This is a genomic window from Sphingomonas sp. BL-S-05 (assembly GCF_055521695.1).
Genome location: NZ_CM145499.1, coordinates 1,237,283 through 1,254,879, shown reverse-complemented (window position 1 = coordinate 1,254,879; position 17,597 = coordinate 1,237,283). Strand labels below are relative to the sequence as shown.

The following is a 17,597-nucleotide window of genomic DNA, read 5'->3' as shown; positions in this document are numbered from 1 at the left end:
GTCCAGCGGAAATGAGTTTGGCTGGCGATGCGGCCGGGGCAGCAGTCGATCGCGATGCCGGGGCTGGCGGAAAACGGCAGCGGGATCGACAACCGGAATCCAAACCCGACGCGCTACTCCAAAATCTAACGGTCGCCGTCGGCCCCGTCACCGGTCGGGCGCGAACATCCCATATTGTTCGCGCCACGCCGCGACTTCGTCGTGCAACGCGGTCGGGGCCGCCGCGCCCGACAGGACCAGTCGCGCGACGTCGGGGCTGGGGTGCATCAGCATCTTTTCGTCGCCGTCGCTGAACCAGACGGGGATCAGATATTCGCACAACACGTCCAGCACCTGCGCGACCATGCCGTTGGCGATCGCATTGCTGCCGGCGAGCAGGCGGACGTTGATCGACACGCCTTCGAAGCAATTTTGCGGTTCGGGCACGAAATTCATCGAAACCAGCAACCCCGAGCGATCCGGCCGCGCCGCTTCGGGCAGGTCCGCCTCGCGCCGCCACACGCAGAACCAGCTGCGGCAGATATGCGGCCGGATCGCATGGATGCCGCAACCCGCCGCGGTCAGATGCCTGCACGGCACGCCTGCCGGCTTGGCGAAATCGGGCGAAGCGACCTTCAACACCGTACAGCATGCGGTGCAATCGCCGCACGACCGATCGGCCAGTACCGGGCCGAGCATGTTCGTTTCGAGATCGGCGGCATCGTGCATCGGCCCCGGTTGCCGAGACGGAGGTGAAAAGGCAACCGCCGCCCTGCACGAAATCTGCACCGACTGAAGCCGGTATCCGCACCGTCCCGACCACGCGCCGTACAGCGGCAGCGTGCATCCCCGTCCCGGATCAACCGGAGACTGCCATGGATATCGCCCTTCCCCGCAAACGCCGCTTCGTCTTGAGCATTGGCGCCGCCATCGCTTCGGTGGCGGCGGGTGACGTCCTGTTCTACCAGCGCGGCGCCTATGGCGGGCAGACCGGGTTCGCGCTGGCGGCGCTGTTGCTGCTCGCCATCGCCTGTCGCCCGGCGATCTGGCGCGACCGGCGGGCATGGGGCGCGGCTGCCGCAGCGTTCGCGTTCGCTCTGCAGATGGTGCGCGATCCCGGGGCGTTGCCATGGACGCTTTACTGGGTCGCGGCGGGCGTGACGGTGTTGCTGCCTGCGACGGGCACGTTCGACGATGGCTGGCGCTGGTTCCAGCGCTTGCTTGCACATGCGCTGCGTTCGGTCGTCGCGCCGGTCCTCGACCTAGTCCGCTGGCGCAGGGTCCGGCGCGCGCGGTCGCGGTGGCGGTTCGACCTGTCGGACGGGCTGCGCGGTGTCGCCCTGCCCATCATCGGCAGCGGGGTCATCCTGCTGCTGTTCGTCGCTGCCAATCCGGTGTTGGCGCAATGGGTCGACCGGCTGGCCGGACCGGGCCTCTGGGAACTGGATGCCGTGCGCATCATGATCTGGATCGTCATACTGGTCGCGGCATGGAGCCTGCTCCACCCGCGGCCGATCCAGCCGATCATCGGCACGTTCGACGGTAGCGGGGAGTTGCCACTGCCCGGCGTGACGGTCGCGTCGGTGCGACGGTCGCTGATCGCGTTCAACCTGCTGTTCGCAGTGCAGAACGGGTTGGATATCGCCTATCTGAGCGGCAGCGTGCCGATGCCGGCGGGGATCACGCTGGCCGATTATGCGCATCGCGGTGCCTATCCGCTGATCGCGACCGCGCTGCTTGCCGCGCTGTTCGTGCTGGTGACGTTGCGACCGGGGTCGCAGACCGCCGCGATACCTGCAATTCGCCGGCTGGTCGGGCTGTGGATCGCGCAGAACCTGATCCTCGTCGCGTCGTCGATGCTCCGCACCATCGATTATGTCGAAGCCTATTCGCTGACCGGGCTACGACTGGCGGCGCTCGCGTGGATGGCGCTGGTCGGATACGGGCTGGTGGTCATCCTCTGGCGACTGCTCGGCGGGCGGAGCGCCGCGTGGCTTATCAACGCCAATCTCACCGCCGCCGGACTGGTGCTCAGCGGCTTCGCCTTGACCGACAGCGCCGCATTCGTCGCGTCGTGGAATGCGCGTCATGCCGCCGATGTCGGCGGTCGCGGTGCCGCGCTCGACCTCTGTTATCTCCACATGCTCGGCGACTCGTCGCTGCCCGCGCTGATCGAACTGGAGCAGCGGCCCGATATCGCGCCGGCACTGCGCGACCGGGTCCGCTACGTCCGTAACGCCGTGCTGTTCACGCTCGACCGTCGCATGCACGATGGCGGATGGACGTGGCAGGGCGAGCGACGGCTGGCAGCGGGGCGGGCGGCGTTTCCCGATCTTCCGGCAAAGCTGCCGATGCCAGCCGGCGACCGGATGTGCGACGGTCGGCTGAAACCGCCCCCTGCCCCGGCCGCTCCGGTCACCCCGTCGTTGACAGTCGAGGCGCGGCCATGATCCTGTGCCCCATGCCGCGCTCGATCCTGATCGTCGACGACGATCCCCACATCCGCCAGTTGCTGGCCTTCGCCTTCGGCAAGGCGGGGCTGAACACCCGCGAGGCGGGGGACGGCGAGGAGGCGCTGGCCAGCGTGACGCGCGAGCCGCCCGACCTGGTCGTCCTCGACATCAACATGCCGCGCATGGACGGGCTGGAGGTCTGTCGCCGGTTGCGTGCGGCAGGCGACCTGCCGATCCTGTTCCTGTCGTCGCGCGACGATGAGATCGACCGGGTGCTGGGCATCGAACTGGGCGGCGACGATTATGTCGTGAAGCCTTTTTCCCCCCGCGAGGTCGTGGCGCGGGCGATGGCGATCCTGCGCCGTACCGCCGGGCATCCGCCGCGCGCGGAGACGGTCGCGCGCTTTCGCCATGGCGGGCTGACCATCGACGGCGAAGGCTGGGCGGCGCACTGGATGGGCGAGGAAATCGCGCTGACCGTGACCGAATTCACCATCCTGCGCACGCTGGCATCGATGCCGTCGCGCATCTTTTCGCGCGACCAGATCATCGACCGGCTGCACGGTCCGGGCTTTGCGATCACCGACCGCACGATCGACAGCCATGTCCGCAATCTGCGCCGCAAATTTGCCGAGGCAGGCTGTGCCGACCTGATCGAGACCCGCGCCGGCGTCGGCTATCGGTTGGGCGGATGCCGGGAGCCGGTCGCCGCGACATGATCGCGCGGGCGAAGGCGGCGATCGCGCGGCACTGGCCGGTGCTGCGGCTGCGCACGATCCTGTTCGGCACGCTGCTGCTGGTCGCGGCGCTGCCCGGGTTCGGCGCGCTGTTCCTGCGCGTGTACGAAAATGCGCTGGTCCGGCGTACCGAGGGGGAACTAGTTGCCCAAAGCGCGGCACTGGCAGCAAGCGCCGCCGTGCTATGGCACGGTGCGCGCCTGGACCCGAACCGCGTCATCGCGCCGCCCAGTCCCTATGACCCGCAAAGCGAGGTCGACCTGCGCGCCTCACCGATCCTGCCGCCCCGCCCCGCCGCGCGCACGACGCCGATCCGGCCCCAACCCGATGCGGTCGCGACTGCGCGGCGACTGCTTCCCGCCATCGCGGAGACACAGCGAACGACGCTGTCCTCGATCCTGATGCTGGACGGCAACGGGACGTTGCTGAGCGGCGGCGAGGCGGGGCGTTCGCTGCAAGCGTTGTCAGAAATCCGGTCGGCGCTGGCCGGGCGACCAGCGACGGTGCTGCGCGAGAATGGCAGCTATGTTTCGCGCTATGCCTTTGAATGGCTCAGCCGCGCGTCGAACCTGCAGCTATACCATGCCCGGCCGATCATTGTCGGCGGGCAGGTGCGAGGCGTGTTGCTGGCGTCGCGTTCGCCCCGTCCGTTGTTCAAGGGGATGTACGAGGATCGCGGCAAGATCATGCTCGGCATCGTGCTGATCCTCAGCGCGTTGTTCGGGCTAACCGCGACGCTGTCGCGCGCGATCGTCCGGCCGATCGAACGGTTGAGCCGCGCGACGCGTGCGCTGGCGTCGGGGCGTCCGGCGGCGACCGACCTGCCCTCGCTACAGGTGGTCGAGATTCGCGACCTGTTTCGCGACTTCGCGGTAATGGCCGACAGCATCGACAAACGGTCACGTTACCTACGCGACTTCGCGTCGTCGGTAAGTCACGAATTCAAGACGCCGCTGGCCGGAATCAGCGGCGCGATCGAGCTGTTGCAGGATCATGAGCCGGAGATGCGCCCCGCCGATCGGCGACGGTTCCTGCGCAACATGGCGGACGATGCCGAACGGCTGTCGCGGTTGGTCCGACGCTTGATGGAACTAGCCAAGGCCGATCTTCATCGACCGGGATCGACGTCGGGCACGGCGTTGCCGCCAGTGCTGGCGATCGTCGCCTATGGCTTGGCGAGCGAAGGCTTTTCGGTGCGTTTTGCGTTTCCCGAACCGCTGCCACGACTAGCGGTCGATGCAAGAACACTGGAGGCGGTGCTGATGACGCTAATCGACAATGCGCGACAGGCGGGAGCATCGATCGTGACCGTTTCCGCGAGTGTCGACGATGGCGAGGTGGTCGTCGACGTGGCCGATAACGGGCGCGGCATAGCCCCCGCCGATCGCGACCGCATCTTCGAGGCGTTCTTCACGACCAAGCGCGAGGCGGGCGGCACCGGGCTGGGCCTGCCGATCGCGCGATCGCTGGTCGAGGCATATGGCGGGACGTTGACCTTGAGCCAAGCGGTACAGGGCGCCCGTTTCACCCTGACCCTGCCGATCGATATGGCGGGGGACGGAACTGGACCGAACCCCGCCAATCAACCTTCCAGATCACGACAGGGATGAAGCGGCATGCGCCGTCCGACAAAGACATCCACCTTGTCGGACGGCCCGAAAGTCGCGTCTGCATCCCCCGCGTAGCACTGAGAAGCCGATGTCGGATTAGCCGTCGATGCCGTAATGGTAGTAGGTCACGCCGTTGATCGTTTCCTTGTACAGGAAATCGATCGAGAGCATGTTGTGGCCGACTCCGTTCAGATCGATCTGGCCACCGGGATGGCGGTACGCGTCGCTCGACTTCGGACCGCCTTCGCCCGACAGGTCGAGCACCTGATTGCTGCCGAAGCCGATCGTGGCGTCGTCGTCATTGTCGAGGATCTGGCGCGTCGTGACGATGCGATCGTCGGCACCGAAGCCGTTGATCGTATCGAAGCCGAGGTTCAGACCCAGCGCATTGTCGTAGAAGAAGGTGAAGCTGCCCTTCGATGCGTCGAACGTATCGTTGGTGACCTTGCCCTCGGTGAACCCTTCCAGCCGCACCGACGCATCGGCATAGGCATGGCCGCCGTCCTTCGATCCCAGATAGCGCAGGTTGACGACCCCGCCATCGGCACCGACCAAGGTCAACTGGTCGCCGCCGCTGGTGCCGTCGACTGCGATCAGTCCGTTCTCGCCTGCATCGACGTTATCGCCGATCGAGCGATAGTTGATGAGCGAATCATTCTTGCGGAACGTAAGGATCGTGTCGTCACCGACATCGCCGTTGCTGACGACATAAGCGGTGGCGATGTCATAGCCGGTGATGACGTCGTTGGTACCGTTCGACACGAGAACGGAAGACGCGGCTGTGGTGATGAGTGTGTTGTTGCCTGGCATGATTTCCCCCTTGCGAATGCGGTCCGGCAATGCCCTGGTGGTCCCATGTGGCAGGCCGAACGATCGAAGCGGAAAACCGCGCATCCGCCAAGCGGTTCCAACAAAACAATATTTTTTCGGCAGACCGAAATATTAACGATATGTTAACGCCGAGAGCAGCGCGCGTTGCCGTAATTGAAAATGCCGGTTCACAAGTCAATTCGTCCCGTCCTCGCCATTATCGGCGGGACAGTTCCATGTTAGCCCAATATAGCTTTTGCCGGTCACGCGATCGTGAGACCCGTTACTGGTGACAGTAATGATCTGCTGGCGGATAGCGCGATATGGCTACATTCCGGCCAGCAACTTGTCGACGGTGATCGGATAGTCGCGTACCCGCACGCCGCACGCATTATAGACCGCGTTGGCGACCGCCGCACCGACACCGCAAATGCCCAGTTCGCCCACCCCCTTCGCCTTCATCGGCGACGACAGCGGGTCTTCCTCATCGAGGAAGACCACCTCTTGATGCGGAATGTCGGCATGGGTCGGCAGATGATATTCGGCCATGTCGTGATTGATGAACCCGCCGAGCCGCGGGTCGACCACCAGTTCCTCGGTCAGCGCGGCGCCAACGCCCATCGTCATCGCGCCGAGGATCTGGTTACGCGCCGATTTGGGGTTGAGGATACGTCCGGCGCCGAACACGCCCAGCATCCGCCGCACCCGGATCTCGGCAGTATCGGCATCGATGCCGACTTCGACGAAATGCGCGCCGAACGTCGCCTGCAAATATTTCCGCGTCAGATTGGCGAACTCGATCCGGTCCTCGACCTCGATCCCTTGTCCGCCCACGGCATCGCCCAAGGCGACCGATTTGTTGCCCGACCAGACCCGACCCTCGGCAAAACGTGCGGTGGCGGGTTCGAAGCCGGCCGCCTCGGCAATCTTGTCGCGCAACCCGACACAGGCGGCATAGACGCCGGCCGTCGAACTGTTCGCCCCGAACTGCCCGCCCGACCCGGCCGAAATCGGGAAGCTGGACTCGCCCAGGCGAACGGTCACCTGTTCCAGTTCAACGCCCAGCATCTCGGCGGCAGTCTGGGCGAGAATGGTGTAACTGCCCGTGCCGATATCGGTCATGTCGGTCGTGACGGTGACGCGGCCATCGCTGCCAACTCCGACACGCGCCGCCGATTTCAGCACGATGTTGCCGCGATAGGCCGCCGCCATGCCCATGCCGACCAGCCAGCGTCCATCGCGCCGCATGCCGGGCGTCGCCGCCCGCGCGCTCCAGCCGAAGCGTTCGGCGCCTTCGCGGAGGCAGCCGACCAGGTCGCGATGCGAGAAACGCCGTTCAGGCTTTTCGGGATCGACCTGGGTATCGTTGAGGATGCGCAACTCGACCGGATCGATGTCGAGCTTTTCAGCCAGTTCGTCCATCGCCGCCTCGATCGCCATCATGCCGACCGCCTCGCCCGGCGCGCGCATGGCGTTGGATTCAGGCAGGTTCAGCGTCGCGAGCCATTCGTCGACGCGGCGATGGGGCGCGGCATAAAGTTGCCGGGTCTGAGCGCCCGCCCCTTCGGGGCTGCCGCCCGCCACGTCGCCCGACCAGCTTTCGTGACCGATCGCGGTGAGCCGACCCTCCCGGGTCGCGCCCAGTCGCAGCCGCTGGATCGTCGCCGAGCGATGCGGCGTGTTGTTGAAGACCTGCGGCCGGCTTAGCACGACCTTGACCGGCCGTCCCACCTGTCGCGCCGCGACCGCCGCCAGCACCGCATCGGCGCGCACCCACAGCTTGCCGCCAAAGCCACCGCCAATATGGTGGGCGACGATCCGGACCTTTTCCTTCGGCATGCCCAGCACCTTCGCCATGTCGCGCGCGGCCCAGTCGACCATCTGGTTCGCGGTCCACAGCGTCAGTTCGTCGCCGTCCCACGATGCGATCGACGCGTGCGGTTCCATCATCGCATGCGCATGATCCGGCGTCGTATAGGTCGCGTCGACCTGCACCGGCGCATCGGCAAAGGCCCGGTCGAAGTCACCATGGACATGCGAGGAATTGCGCTCGGCCGCCTCCTTCGCGCTCGCCAGATCAAAGACGCCATCGTCGGCGGCATAGTCTATCCGCGCAAGTCGCGCGGCGGCGCGGGCCGCTTCGAAACTTTCGGCCACGACCAGCGCCGCCGCCTGCCCGAACTGATCCACCTGCGGACCGCCGAGCATCGGCAGCTTGTGATCGTCGCCCAGCGCGAGGGGGCCGGCATTCTCGTGCGTCACTACCGCCAACACGCCCGGCGCGGCAAGCGCATCGGCGGTGTCGATCGCGGCGATCCGGCCGCTGGCAATGGTCGTCGTGACGATCATACCATAGACCATGTCGGGCACCGCGAATTCGGCGGCATAGGTCGCGCGACCGGTCACCTTCAGCGGCCCCTCGATCCGGTCGGTCGGGCGGCCCAAAATCCGCATCGCATCGGTCGGGTTGGGTCCGGCAGCTTCGGTGAACTTCATGACTTGCTTCCTATTTCCGGCCGAACAGCTTTTCGATATCGCCATGGGCCAGCTTGATCCAGGTCGGGCGGCCATGGTTGCACTGGCCCGAATGTGGCGTGACTTCCATCTCGCGCAACAGCGCGTTCATTTCGGCCACCGACAGGATCCGCCCGGCGCGAACCGATCCGTGACAGGCCATGGTCGCGGCGACGTGGTCGATGCGTTCCTTGAGCGACAGCGCCGCGTCGTGCGCGCGAATCTCATCGGCCAGATCGGTCACGAGGCCGATGACGTCGCCCTGCCCCAGCACCGCCGGGACGGCACGCACCAGCATCGCGCGCGGGCCGAAGCGTTCCAGCTCCAGCCCGAATTCGGCTAGTTCCTCCGCCTTTTCCTCCAGCGCATCGCAGGCGACTTCGTCCAGTTCGACCACCTCGGGGATTAGTAGCGCCTGTCGCGCGATGCCGCCCTTGGCCATCGCCGCGCGCATCCGCTCCAGCACGAGCCGTTCATGCGCCGCATGCTGATCGACCAGAACCAATCCATCCTCGGCCTCGGCAACGATATAAGTGCGCGCGACCTGCCCACGCGCCGCGCCGAGCGGGAATTGCGTCGAGGCAGGCGGCGGCTCGACCGCGACCTCGGCCCGCGCCTGCGGCGGCGGCGCGAAGAAGGTCGGGCGACGTTCGTGGAAGGCGAAGCCCGACGACGCGGTCGTCTCCGCCAAGGGGGGCAGCGGCAGTGCGGACGGCGTGGGCGGCGAAATCGGCTCCGACGTCCATGCCGCCATCGCTTCCTCGGCGGGTCGCTGCACCGCGCGAAATCCTGCTTCATCGAGTGCCCGCCGCAAACCGCCGACGATCAGTCCGCGTGCTGCCGCGGGATCACGGAAGCGCACCTCGGTCTTTGCCGGATGAACGTTCACGTCGATCAGGTCGGGATCGACGTCGAGGAACAGTGCCACCACCGCGTGACGATCGCGCGCCAGCATCTCGGCATAGGCACCGCGCACTGCGCCCGACAGCAGCCGATCCTTCACCGGGCGGCCGTTGACGAACAGATATTGGTGATCGGCGACCCCGCGGTGAAAGGTCGGCAACCCGGCGACGCCGCCCAGCCGCATGCCTTCGCGCTCCCAGTCGAGCCCGACCGAATTGGCGGCCAGCGCGCGATCGGTCAGCGCCGCGACCCGTTCGGGACGCGACTCGCCAGCCTGCACCCCCAGAACGCGGCGCCCATCATGTTCGAGCGTGAAGGCAATATCGGGCCGCGCCATCGCCAGTCGCCGGACCTGATCGACGCAGGCGGCGAATTCGGAGCGCGCCGACCGGAGGAATTTGCGCCGCGCCGGCACGCGCGCGAACAGCCCTTCCACGCGGATGCGCGTGCCGGGCGGCAGGGCGGCCGGCCGATTCTCGACCACTTCGCCGTTATCGACGGTGCGCAGCCACCCCTCGGCGCCGGCCGGGCGACTTTCGATTGCCAGCCGCGCGACGCTGGCGATCGAGGGCAGCGCTTCCCCGCGAAAGCCGAGCGTGGTCACCGCGTCGATCCGATCATCAGGCAGCTTCGAGGTCGCATGCCGTTCGAGCGCGAGGGCCATATCGGCCGGTGACATGCCGCAGCCGTCGTCACTAACCTCAATCAAATCAATACCACCGGCAGCAATCCGGACGCCGATGCGGGTCGCCCCGGCATCGATCGCGTTCTCGACCAGTTCTTTCAGCGCGGAAGCAGGGCGTTCCACCACTTCCCCGGCAGCGATGCGGTTGACGAGATGCTCCGGGAGACGGCGTATTGACATGGGGGTCGCTCTAGCCCAAGCGGCGCCATCCCGCGACCCGCAACCGCCATTTGGCAACCGATCGGCCACCATCGCAACAAGGGGCCGATAGGACGGGTCGAGGTACAAGCTGCGAACCGCCGCGTCGGGACACGCGGACAAGGACGGAAGTATCGATGGCCTTCTCGCGTTTCTTCAAGTTCATGTCGCATGATATGGCGATCGACCTCGGCACCGCCAACACGGTGGTGTATCTGCGCGGTCGTGGTGTCGTGCTGAACGAACCGTCGGTGGTGGCGGTCGAGACGCTGAACGGGGTCAAGCGCGTCAAGGCGGTCGGCGACGACGCCAAGCTGATGATGGGCAAGACGCCGGGTTCGATCGAGGCGATTCGCCCGCTCCGCGATGGCGTGATCGCCGACATCGACGTCGCCGAACAGATGATCAAGCACTTCATCCAGAAGGTGCATGGCCAGCGTCGCTTCATCCGCTGGCCGCAGATCGTGATCTGCGTGCCGTCGGGTTCGACCAGCGTCGAACGCCGCGCGATCCGCGACGCGGCGTCGAACGCCGGTGCGTCGCAGGTGTGGCTGATCGAGGAGCCGATGGCCGCCGCGATCGGCGCTGACATGCCGGTGACCGAACCGATCGGGTCGATGGTCGTCGATATCGGCGGCGGCACGACCGAAGTCGCGGTGCTGTCGCTGCGCGGCCTCGCCTATTCGACGTCGGTCCGGGTCGGCGGCGACAAGATGGACGAAGCGATCGTCAGCTATGTCCGCCGCAACCACAATCTGCTGATCGGTGAAGCGACCGCGGAACGGATCAAGCAGGAAGTCGGCACCGCCAAGCCGCCGGCCGATGGCATCGGCACGCTCATCTACATCAAGGGCCGCGACCTGGTGAATGGCGTGCCCAAGGAAATCCAGATCAACCAGGGGCAGATCGCCGAGGCGCTGTCCGAACCGGTCGCCGCGATCGTCGAGGGCGTGCGTATCGCGCTCGAAAACACCGCGCCCGAACTCGCCGCCGACATCGTCGACCAGGGTATCGTGCTGACCGGCGGCGGCGCGCTGCTGCAGGGCATTGACGAGGTGCTGCGCGACGAAACCGGCCTGCCGGTGACGGTGGCCGAAGATCCGCTGACCTGCGTCGCGCTGGGCACCGGTCGCGCGCTAGAGGATCCGATCTACAAGGGCGTATTGCTCGCCGTCTGACATAGGGGTCCGGGGGCATGGCGCCGCCACGCAACCATCGTCCGGGCTTTTCGCGGCGGGCGCAATATACGGTGTTCGCCGGCTATGTGCTGGCGGCCAGCGGCGCGCTCGTCGGTGCGATCCTGTTGCTGATCTCCATCATCGATCCGCGGGCCTTCGCGGTGTTCCGCGGTGCGGTGCGCGAGGCGACGACGCCGGTTTCCGCCGGACTTGACTGGGCGTGGGACGGGGTGTCGGCGGTGCCGCGGGGCATCGGCGACTATTTCGGCGCGGTCGATGAGAACCGCCGGCTGCGTGCACGCGAGGCAGCGACCCGCCGCTATCTGATGCAGGCGCGGTTGCTCAACCGCGAGAATGCGCGGCTGCGGACGCTGCTCGCGTTGCGGGACCGTTCGGCCTCGCCGGTGGTCGCCGCACGTCTGGTCAACAGTTCGGCTAGCAGCACTAGGCGCTATGCGACGCTCAATGCCGGATCGTCGCAGGGCGTATTGCGTGGACAGCCGGTACGCGGTCCCGACGGCCTGATCGGCCGCGTGGTCGAAACCAGCCCGAATACTGCCAGCGTCCTGCTGATCCTCGACCCCGAAAGCATCGTGCCGGTCCGCCGGACGCGCGACGGACTGTCGGCGATCGTCGCGGGACTGGGCAACGGACAGGTCGAGGTCCGCACGGCGGGCATCGTCAATGCGCCGCTGCTGGCGGGCGACGTCTTCGTCACGTCGGGTACCGGCGGCATCTATCCACCCGGCATTCCCGTAGCCCGCGTGTCGCGCAGCCAGCGCGACGTGGCACCGGCACGGGTCTTTGCCGAGCCGGACGCACTGGACTTCGCGCTGGTCGAGCGGGCGTTCCTGCAACCACCCGTCCCCCGCCCGACCCCGACCACCACGCCCAGTCCCAAGCCCGCCGCCGAATGAAGCTGCTCGGGCCCGACGACGATCGCAACGATCGCGTCCTGACACGCAAGGCGGTGCTGAGCATTCTGACCGGATCGCTGATGACGCTGATCCCGGTGGTGGCGTCGGTGCCGTTCCTACCGCCATTCGGGTTGTTGATGTTCCTCGGTTGGCGGTTGTTCAAACCCGGCGCGCTGCCGGTCTGGGCAGCGGCACCGCTCGGCCTGTTCGACGATCTGGTGAGTGGACAACCGCTGGGCAGCGCGGCGCTGTTATGGCAAATATGTTCCCTGATGCTCGATCTTGTCGACACGCGTCTGGTCGCGCGCGATTTCTGGCAGGACTGGTTGCTCGCCGGAGGGTCGATCGCACTGTGCCTGACAGCGGGACGGGTTTTCGCGAGCAGCCTGTCGGCACATGTCGATACCGCGCTGCTGTTGCAGATCGTGGTATCGGTGGCGTTGTTTCCGTTGGCCACGCGGCTATGTACGGCACTTGCGGGCCGTGAGGATGAATGAGCAGGATCGTCACCGAAGCCGCACAGGCGTTCAGCTTTTCCCGGCGGGCGATGGTGCTGGGCGGCGCGCAGGCGGCGGTCGGCGTGGTGCTGGCCGCGCGCATGGCGTGGCTGTCGGTCGCGGAGAACGAACGCTATAATCTTCTCGCCGAAAGCAACCGCGTCAACCTGACCATGATCCCGCCGCGCCGCGGGTGGATCATCGACCGGCACGGCGCCCCGATCGCCAACAACCGCACCGATTTTCGCGTCGACCTGATCCCCGACCGGATGGAGGATGGCGCACGGGTGCTGGGCGAGTTGCAGCAATTGCTGGCGCTGACCGCCGAAGACATGGCGCGTATCCAGACCGACTTGAAGCGCGCCGGCAATTTCACGCCGGTACAGGTGGCCGAGAATCTCGACTGGGAGCGCTTCGCCGCAGTCAGCGTCCGCCTTCCCGAACTGCCGGGCGTGCAGCCGACCCGCGGCTTTTCGCGCAGCTACCCGCCGGGCGCGGCGGTCGCGCATCTGACCGGTTATGTCGGTGCTGCCACCGCCGAGCAGTTCAAGGAAACCCGCGATCCGTTGATGGTGACGCCGGGTTTCAAGCTCGGCAAGGACGGTCTCGAAAAGACGCTGGAATCCGACCTGCGCGGCACGGCGGGCGCCAAGCGGGTCGAGGTCACCGCGCGCGGGCAGATCGTCCGCGAACTTGAAACCCGACCCGACAAGCAGGGCAAGAACGTCCGTCTGACCATCGACCTCGGCCTTCAGGAGTTCGCGGCACGGCGCCTTGGCCCCAATTCGGGGTCGGCAGTGGTGATGGATGCGGTAACCGGCGACGTGCTGGCGATGGTGTCGATGCCGGCCTACGACCCCAATAGCTTTTCCGACGGCATCGGCCGACTCGAATGGAAGATGCTGTCGGACGACGACCATATTCCGCTGATGAACAAGACGTTGCAGGGGCTGTATCCGCCGGGATCGACGGTCAAGCCGATGCACGCGCTGGCGATCCTTCAGGCCGGCATCGACCCGCACCGTCGCGTCAACTGCACCGGGGTGCTGCAAGTCGGCACCGGCCGCTTTCACTGCCACAAGCGCGGTGGCCATGGTCCGCTCGATATGGTCGGTGCCGTAGCGCAAAGCTGCGATATCTACTTCTACACCATGGCACGCGAACTGGGCTATGACCGCTTCGCCCCCGTCGCCCGCGCGATGGGGCTGGGGCAGGAGTATGAACTTCCCTTCCAGTCGCAACGCTATGGCACGGTACCCGATAGCGCGTGGAAGCTGCGTAAGTACAAGCAGAAATGGACCGTTGCCGATTCGGTCAACGCGTCGATCGGGCAAGGCTATGTGCTGACCAACCCGCTGCAACTGGCGGTGATGGCCGCCCGTATCGCCCAGGGGCGACGGGTCGTGCCACGGCTCCTGCTCGACACGCAGCACCGCCCTGCACCCTCGATGAACATCGATCCGGAGATGCTCGACACGGTACACAAGGCGACCTGGGCGGTCATCAACGGCGGCGGTACCGGCGGGCGTTCGCGGTTCCAGGGACTGCCGGGGATCGAATTAGCAGGCAAGACCGGCACGGCGCAGGTTCGCCGCATTACCATGGCCGAACGCCGCACCGGCGTGCTGGGCGATGGCGCGTTACCGTTCAAGATGCGCGATCATTCGCTGTTCATCGGCTATGCCCCCGCCGCCGCGCCGCGCTATGCGGTATCGGTCGTGCTCGAACATTCGGGCCATATCTATACCGCCGCGCCGATCGCCAGCGACATATTGTCGTGGCTGTTCGATCGCGACAAAGCGATGGCCCGGCTCGAACCGCTCGAACGCGAATGGGGCGGCGACATCAATACCCGCATGGCGGCGCAGTGGCGGAGCTTTCAGGCCGCGCAACAGGCGCCGGTGCTGAGCGTGCCCGCGACGCCCGCCGATGTCGAGGGAGCGACGACCAACGTCGTCGACTCGGCCGTCGCCAACCAGATCGAACCCGATCCCGCCGTCGCCCAATCGAACGAAACCCAGCGCACCGAATGAAACGCATCAACCAGACGACCTCGCATGGACTGGGCTTCGTCCCCGCCCCGCTCGCACAACTGCCGTGGCGGGTGTTGTTCCTGCTGCTGGCGATCGGCGGGTTCGGGTTGGTCGTGCTGTTTTCGGCGGCCGGCGGCAGCCTTCAGCCATGGGCGTCGCGGCAGGGCATCGCCTTCGCAATCTTTCTGCTCGCCGCGATCGGTATCTCGCGCATCCGACTGAGCTTCTGGCGCGATCTGGCACTGCCCGCCTATGCGGTCATCACGATCATGCTGATTCTGGTGGAGCTTGCCGGCGCCGTGCGCGGGGGGTCGCAGCGATGGCTCGACCTCGGCTTCATCCGCGTCCAGCCGTCCGAATTCATGAAGCCGGCGATCGTGCTCGCGCTGGCTCGCTTCTACGAACTGCTACCGGCGGGCGAGATACGCCGGTTCGGTGCAGTGTGGCCGGCAGCGGTGATGCTGGGCGTCCCGGTGGTGCTGGTCATGCTGCAACCCGATCTCGGCACCGCGCTGATGATTACCGCCGGCGGCCTGACGGTCATGTTCCTTGCCGGGCTGCCGATCCGGTTGTTCGCCGGCGGGGCGCTGGCAGTGGCGATCGCCGCCCCGCTCGCCTTCAATTTCCTGCTGCACGATTATCAGCGCAACCGGGTGCTGATTTTCTTGAACCCCGAGAGCGACCCGCTCGGCACCGGCTATCATATCAGCCAGTCCAAGATCGCGATCGGATCGGGCGGAATCTTCGGCAAGGGCTTCCTGAACGGTACGCAGAGCCATCTCGACTATTTGCCCGAGGGCCATACCGATTTCGTGTTCGCGACGATGGCGGAGGAATGGGGACTGGTCGGCGGCGTGCTCCTCATCACCGCTTTCATCCTGCTGGTCCGCTGGGGCGTAGGCGTCGGCGTGCGGGCCGAGGGGCGGTTTTCGAAGCTGGTCGCGGGCGGGTTGGCGACGACGATCTTCTTCTATGTCGCGATCAATCTGATGATGGTGATGGGGCTGGCGCCGGTGGTCGGCATCCCGCTGCCGCTGGTCAGCTATGGCGGGTCGGCACAGATGACGGTGCTGGGCTGTATCGGCATCCTGATGGCGATCGATCGCGAGAACCGCGAGCGGGTGCGCTTCTGACGGTTATTTTCGGCCCGGGTAAAAATAGGGTTTGCTTCGTCGCCAAGGTTCGCTAAAGGCGCCGCTCCAACGGCGGAACGGCCCCAAACCGATCCGCCCCATCGCGCAGGCGACGGACGCATAGCTCAGTTGGTAGAGCAGCTGACTCTTAATCAGCGGGTCCTTGGTTCGAGCCCAAGTGCGTCCACCACCTGTCCGAATGGACGCATAGCTCAGTTGGTAGAGCAGCTGACTCTTAATCAGCATGTCCTTGGTTCGAGCCCAAGTGCGTCCACCATCCCCTTTTCGTTTGCACTCCCCAGCCCCGTTCGGATCGATGCGGCACGAGGGGCAGGTACGTAGAGTGCAAACGGTTTGAGTCGGATGGCGGACCTGCCGAACGAACGACTCCGATCCGCCATCTTCTTCCGTCAGGGCCGGTCGTTGATGTGTGGGACCGGCTTCCAATCGGCCTCGCCGACCTTGCGTTCCCAGCTTTCGCCGTCGGCGTGGACGAAGTCCCTGTCCTCACCCTTGCCGTCCTGGACCACGTGGCCCGTATCAAGGCCGTGGCCTGCTTTGTACTGATCCCAGATGTCCTGGGGGGTCTTCTTCGTGTTCATGTCATTCCTCCTGGGCACGGGGATCGCGCCGGAGGCAATCAGATATCAGCATTGAAGCGGCGAGGCGTATATTCCATTTCGCCTCGCCGTTCATTTCCTGTGTTTGGCAAGCAGGTCGCGGACGTCCTGCACGCTGATCCACGGCCGGCGCGCGTGGATGATGTCGTGACAGGACGGGCAGACCATCGCCAGATCCTCCCAGCGTGTGACGGCGCCCGGCATCATCTCCTCGATGGGCGTACGGTGGTGCGCCTGCAGCCGATCCTCGCCACGGGGTCCATAGACCGTCCTGGGATCGATCTCGCACGCTTCGCAGTACAGATGACCGTGCTTGGCCTTGAACGCCGCCTTCGCACTCCGGACCAGCGTACGGTCGCGCTCGCGGTACGCGTGCCACCGGGTCAGCAGTCTGCCCTCCCTTCCCTCGGTCTTGGACGGCGCGGACGGAATCGCGGACGCCTTCTTCGGCGACGACGCCTTCGCCTTCTTCTTCGCCTTGGCCGGCATCGACGGCGGCGGCACGATGGGATCCGCCGGCGCTTCCTCGAGATCGGTCTCGGGCAGCGACTCGAGCTCCTCGAGTGCCTTGGTCGATCCGGCGTTGGATGGGCCGAAGATCTCGGTCTGCAGATCGATCACGGCATCTGCGGCCTGGCGCAAGTCGCGGCTGTTGGTCGCCCGGTCGATCTCCGCCTTGAACGCCACCATGGCGAGGTTGAGCGCCGGATGCTTCGGATAGTCGGTGTCCAGTTCGGACGCGACATACGCGAATCGCTCGGCGAGATTGATCGACTGGTCCGAGCCCAGCACGTCCAGCCGCCTCGGGATCAGCGTGACCGTGGTGGCGTCCTCGTCCGCGATCTCGCAGAGGATGCCGTCGACGACGTACCCCTTGCCCTCCAACGGCCACGTCGGTCCGTCCTGCACCGATCGCGAGGACTCCGGCAGCTTGGCCAGCGACGTCACCAGCGCGTCGATGTGCAGCTTGCGGCGATTGTTCGGCTCGTCCTTGCGCAGACGGGGTTTGCCGTCCGCCCGCTTGCCGTAAACCTCGGCCGGAACGTCGAGATCGAACGCCGGCACGCGGATGACGATGTGCTTGTTCATCAGCGCGGGCGACGGCGTCCACTCGAATTCGCCACGTCCCGTCGCCCCCGTGCTCATGGGGTTCGTCGCCCCTGACGGCCGATACCTGATCAACACCTCGGCCACGCGAATCCCTCCGTTCATCAACTTCACAGTGACATAGCCCAGCGGGTGTGAGAGAGAAAAGGAGAACGGCGCGGCCCGAGGGCCGCGCATTGGTGTACGTCCACGGGGCAACGGGTCCGCGAGGGGCAGGAAACAT

At 66.1% G+C, this 17,597-nt stretch carries 14 protein-coding genes and 2 tRNA genes; 10 read left to right on the top strand and 6 right to left on the bottom strand.

What is annotated here, in order from left to right:
* Positions 1-147: 147 nt before the first annotated feature.
* Positions 148-708 carry a YkgJ family cysteine cluster protein gene (locus tag ACZ1JS_RS05695; protein WP_465168099.1) on the bottom strand — a complete coding sequence of 187 codons (561 nt, stop codon included), beginning with the start codon at positions 706-708 and terminating at the stop codon, positions 148-150.
* 146 nt (positions 709-854) lie between these two features.
* Between ACZ1JS_RS05695 and ACZ1JS_RS05690 the strand changes: the two genes are divergently transcribed.
* From ACZ1JS_RS05690 to ACZ1JS_RS05680, 3 genes are read left to right on the top strand one after another with little or no spacing between them, the layout of a single operon-like run.
* The gene (locus ACZ1JS_RS05690) at positions 855-2,429 is read left to right on the top strand and encodes a DUF4153 domain-containing protein (protein ID WP_465168098.1); all 1,575 of its coding nucleotides are present in this window, start codon (positions 855-857) and stop codon (positions 2,427-2,429) included.
* Positions 2,426-3,151: a response regulator transcription factor gene (locus ACZ1JS_RS05685; protein WP_465168097.1), complete on the top strand. Its 726-nt coding sequence runs from the start codon at positions 2,426-2,428 to the stop codon at positions 3,149-3,151. The genes ACZ1JS_RS05690 and ACZ1JS_RS05685 overlap by 4 nt, the downstream gene beginning before the upstream one ends.
* On the top strand, positions 3,124-4,779 hold the full coding sequence (locus tag ACZ1JS_RS05680) for a sensor histidine kinase (protein WP_465168096.1): 1,656 nt from the start codon (positions 3,124-3,126) through the stop codon (positions 4,777-4,779). The genes ACZ1JS_RS05685 and ACZ1JS_RS05680 overlap by 28 nt, the downstream gene beginning before the upstream one ends.
* Before the next feature lie 96 nt (positions 4,780-4,875).
* Here the strand turns inward: ACZ1JS_RS05680 and ACZ1JS_RS05675 are convergent, their stop codons facing one another.
* From ACZ1JS_RS05675 to mutL, 3 genes are all read right to left on the bottom strand, one after another.
* Positions 4,876-5,589, bottom strand: a complete 714-nt coding sequence (locus tag ACZ1JS_RS05675) for a hypothetical protein (protein ID WP_465168095.1) — start codon at positions 5,587-5,589, stop codon at positions 4,876-4,878.
* Between the two features lie 327 nt (positions 5,590-5,916).
* The gene (locus ACZ1JS_RS05670) at positions 5,917-8,085 is read right to left on the bottom strand and encodes a molybdopterin cofactor-binding domain-containing protein (protein WP_465168094.1); all 2,169 of its coding nucleotides are present in this window, start codon (positions 8,083-8,085) and stop codon (positions 5,917-5,919) included.
* Between the two features lie 10 nt (positions 8,086-8,095).
* Positions 8,096-9,871, bottom strand: coding sequence for a DNA mismatch repair endonuclease MutL (mutL, locus tag ACZ1JS_RS05665; RefSeq protein WP_465168093.1), 1,776 nt, complete (start codon positions 9,869-9,871; stop codon positions 8,096-8,098).
* A gap of 155 nt (positions 9,872-10,026) precedes the next feature.
* On the opposite strand from mutL, the gene ACZ1JS_RS05660 reads away from it, so the two are divergent.
* The 7 genes from ACZ1JS_RS05660 (at position 10,027) to ACZ1JS_RS05630 (ending at position 15,924) form a co-directional block, all read left to right on the top strand.
* Positions 10,027-11,067, top strand: a complete 1,041-nt coding sequence (locus tag ACZ1JS_RS05660) for a rod shape-determining protein (protein WP_056451917.1) — start codon at positions 10,027-10,029, stop codon at positions 11,065-11,067.
* 17 nt (positions 11,068-11,084) lie between these two features.
* Positions 11,085-11,984 carry a rod shape-determining protein MreC gene (gene mreC / locus ACZ1JS_RS05655; RefSeq protein WP_465168092.1) on the top strand — a complete coding sequence of 300 codons (900 nt, stop codon included), beginning with the start codon at positions 11,085-11,087 and terminating at the stop codon, positions 11,982-11,984.
* Positions 11,981-12,481, top strand: coding sequence for a rod shape-determining protein MreD (mreD, locus tag ACZ1JS_RS05650; protein ID WP_465168091.1), 501 nt, complete (start codon positions 11,981-11,983; stop codon positions 12,479-12,481). Before mreC ends, mreD begins: the two co-directional genes overlap by 4 nt.
* Positions 12,478-14,514 carry a penicillin-binding protein 2 gene (gene mrdA / locus ACZ1JS_RS05645; protein WP_465168090.1) on the top strand — a complete coding sequence of 679 codons (2,037 nt, stop codon included), beginning with the start codon at positions 12,478-12,480 and terminating at the stop codon, positions 14,512-14,514. The genes mreD and mrdA overlap by 4 nt, the downstream gene beginning before the upstream one ends.
* On the top strand, positions 14,511-15,647 hold the full coding sequence (rodA, locus tag ACZ1JS_RS05640) for a rod shape-determining protein RodA (RefSeq protein ID WP_465168089.1): 1,137 nt from the start codon (positions 14,511-14,513) through the stop codon (positions 15,645-15,647). The genes mrdA and rodA overlap by 4 nt, the downstream gene beginning before the upstream one ends.
* 114 nt (positions 15,648-15,761) lie before the next feature.
* Positions 15,762-15,837: transfer RNA gene (locus tag ACZ1JS_RS05635), tRNA-Lys, on the top strand.
* A gap of 11 nt (positions 15,838-15,848) precedes the next feature.
* Positions 15,849-15,924: transfer RNA gene (locus ACZ1JS_RS05630), tRNA-Lys, on the top strand.
* 133 nt (positions 15,925-16,057) lie between these two features.
* Here the strand turns inward: ACZ1JS_RS05630 and ACZ1JS_RS05625 are convergent.
* Complete coding sequence (locus ACZ1JS_RS05625; RefSeq protein WP_465168088.1) at positions 16,058-16,249, bottom strand: hypothetical protein; 192 nt, start codon at positions 16,247-16,249, stop codon at positions 16,058-16,060.
* 90 nt (positions 16,250-16,339) lie between these two features.
* Positions 16,340-17,461, bottom strand: a complete 1,122-nt coding sequence (locus tag ACZ1JS_RS05620) for an HNH endonuclease (RefSeq protein WP_465168087.1) — start codon at positions 17,459-17,461, stop codon at positions 16,340-16,342.
* Positions 17,462-17,597: the final 136 nt, after the last annotated feature.

Bases quoted from the DNA above. Each gene is read 5' to 3' on its own strand.
- ACZ1JS_RS05695 (WP_465168099.1), bottom strand. From the start codon at position 708: ATGCACGATGCCGCCGATCTCGAAACGAACATGCTCGGCCCGGTACTG.
- ACZ1JS_RS05675 (WP_465168095.1), bottom strand. From the start codon at position 5,589: ATGCCAGGCAACAACACACTCATCACCACAGCCGCGTCTTCCGTTCTC.
- mrdA (WP_465168090.1), top strand. From the start codon at position 12,478: ATGAGCAGGATCGTCACCGAAGCCGCACAGGCGTTCAGCTTTTCCCGG.
- ACZ1JS_RS05680 (WP_465168096.1), top strand. From the start codon at position 3,124: ATGCCGGGAGCCGGTCGCCGCGACATGATCGCGCGGGCGAAGGCGGCG.
- mreC (WP_465168092.1), top strand. From the start codon at position 11,085: ATGGCGCCGCCACGCAACCATCGTCCGGGCTTTTCGCGGCGGGCGCAA.
- rodA (WP_465168089.1), top strand. From the start codon at position 14,511: ATGAAACGCATCAACCAGACGACCTCGCATGGACTGGGCTTCGTCCCC.
- mutL (WP_465168093.1), bottom strand. From the start codon at position 9,871: ATGTCAATACGCCGTCTCCCGGAGCATCTCGTCAACCGCATCGCTGCC.
- mreD (WP_465168091.1), top strand. From the start codon at position 11,981: ATGAAGCTGCTCGGGCCCGACGACGATCGCAACGATCGCGTCCTGACA.
- ACZ1JS_RS05670 (WP_465168094.1), bottom strand. From the start codon at position 8,085: ATGAAGTTCACCGAAGCTGCCGGACCCAACCCGACCGATGCGATGCGG.
- ACZ1JS_RS05625 (WP_465168088.1), bottom strand. From the start codon at position 16,249: ATGAACACGAAGAAGACCCCCCAGGACATCTGGGATCAGTACAAAGCA.
- ACZ1JS_RS05660 (WP_056451917.1), top strand. From the start codon at position 10,027: ATGGCCTTCTCGCGTTTCTTCAAGTTCATGTCGCATGATATGGCGATC.
- ACZ1JS_RS05690 (WP_465168098.1), top strand. From the start codon at position 855: ATGGATATCGCCCTTCCCCGCAAACGCCGCTTCGTCTTGAGCATTGGC.
- ACZ1JS_RS05685 (WP_465168097.1), top strand. From the start codon at position 2,426: ATGATCCTGTGCCCCATGCCGCGCTCGATCCTGATCGTCGACGACGAT.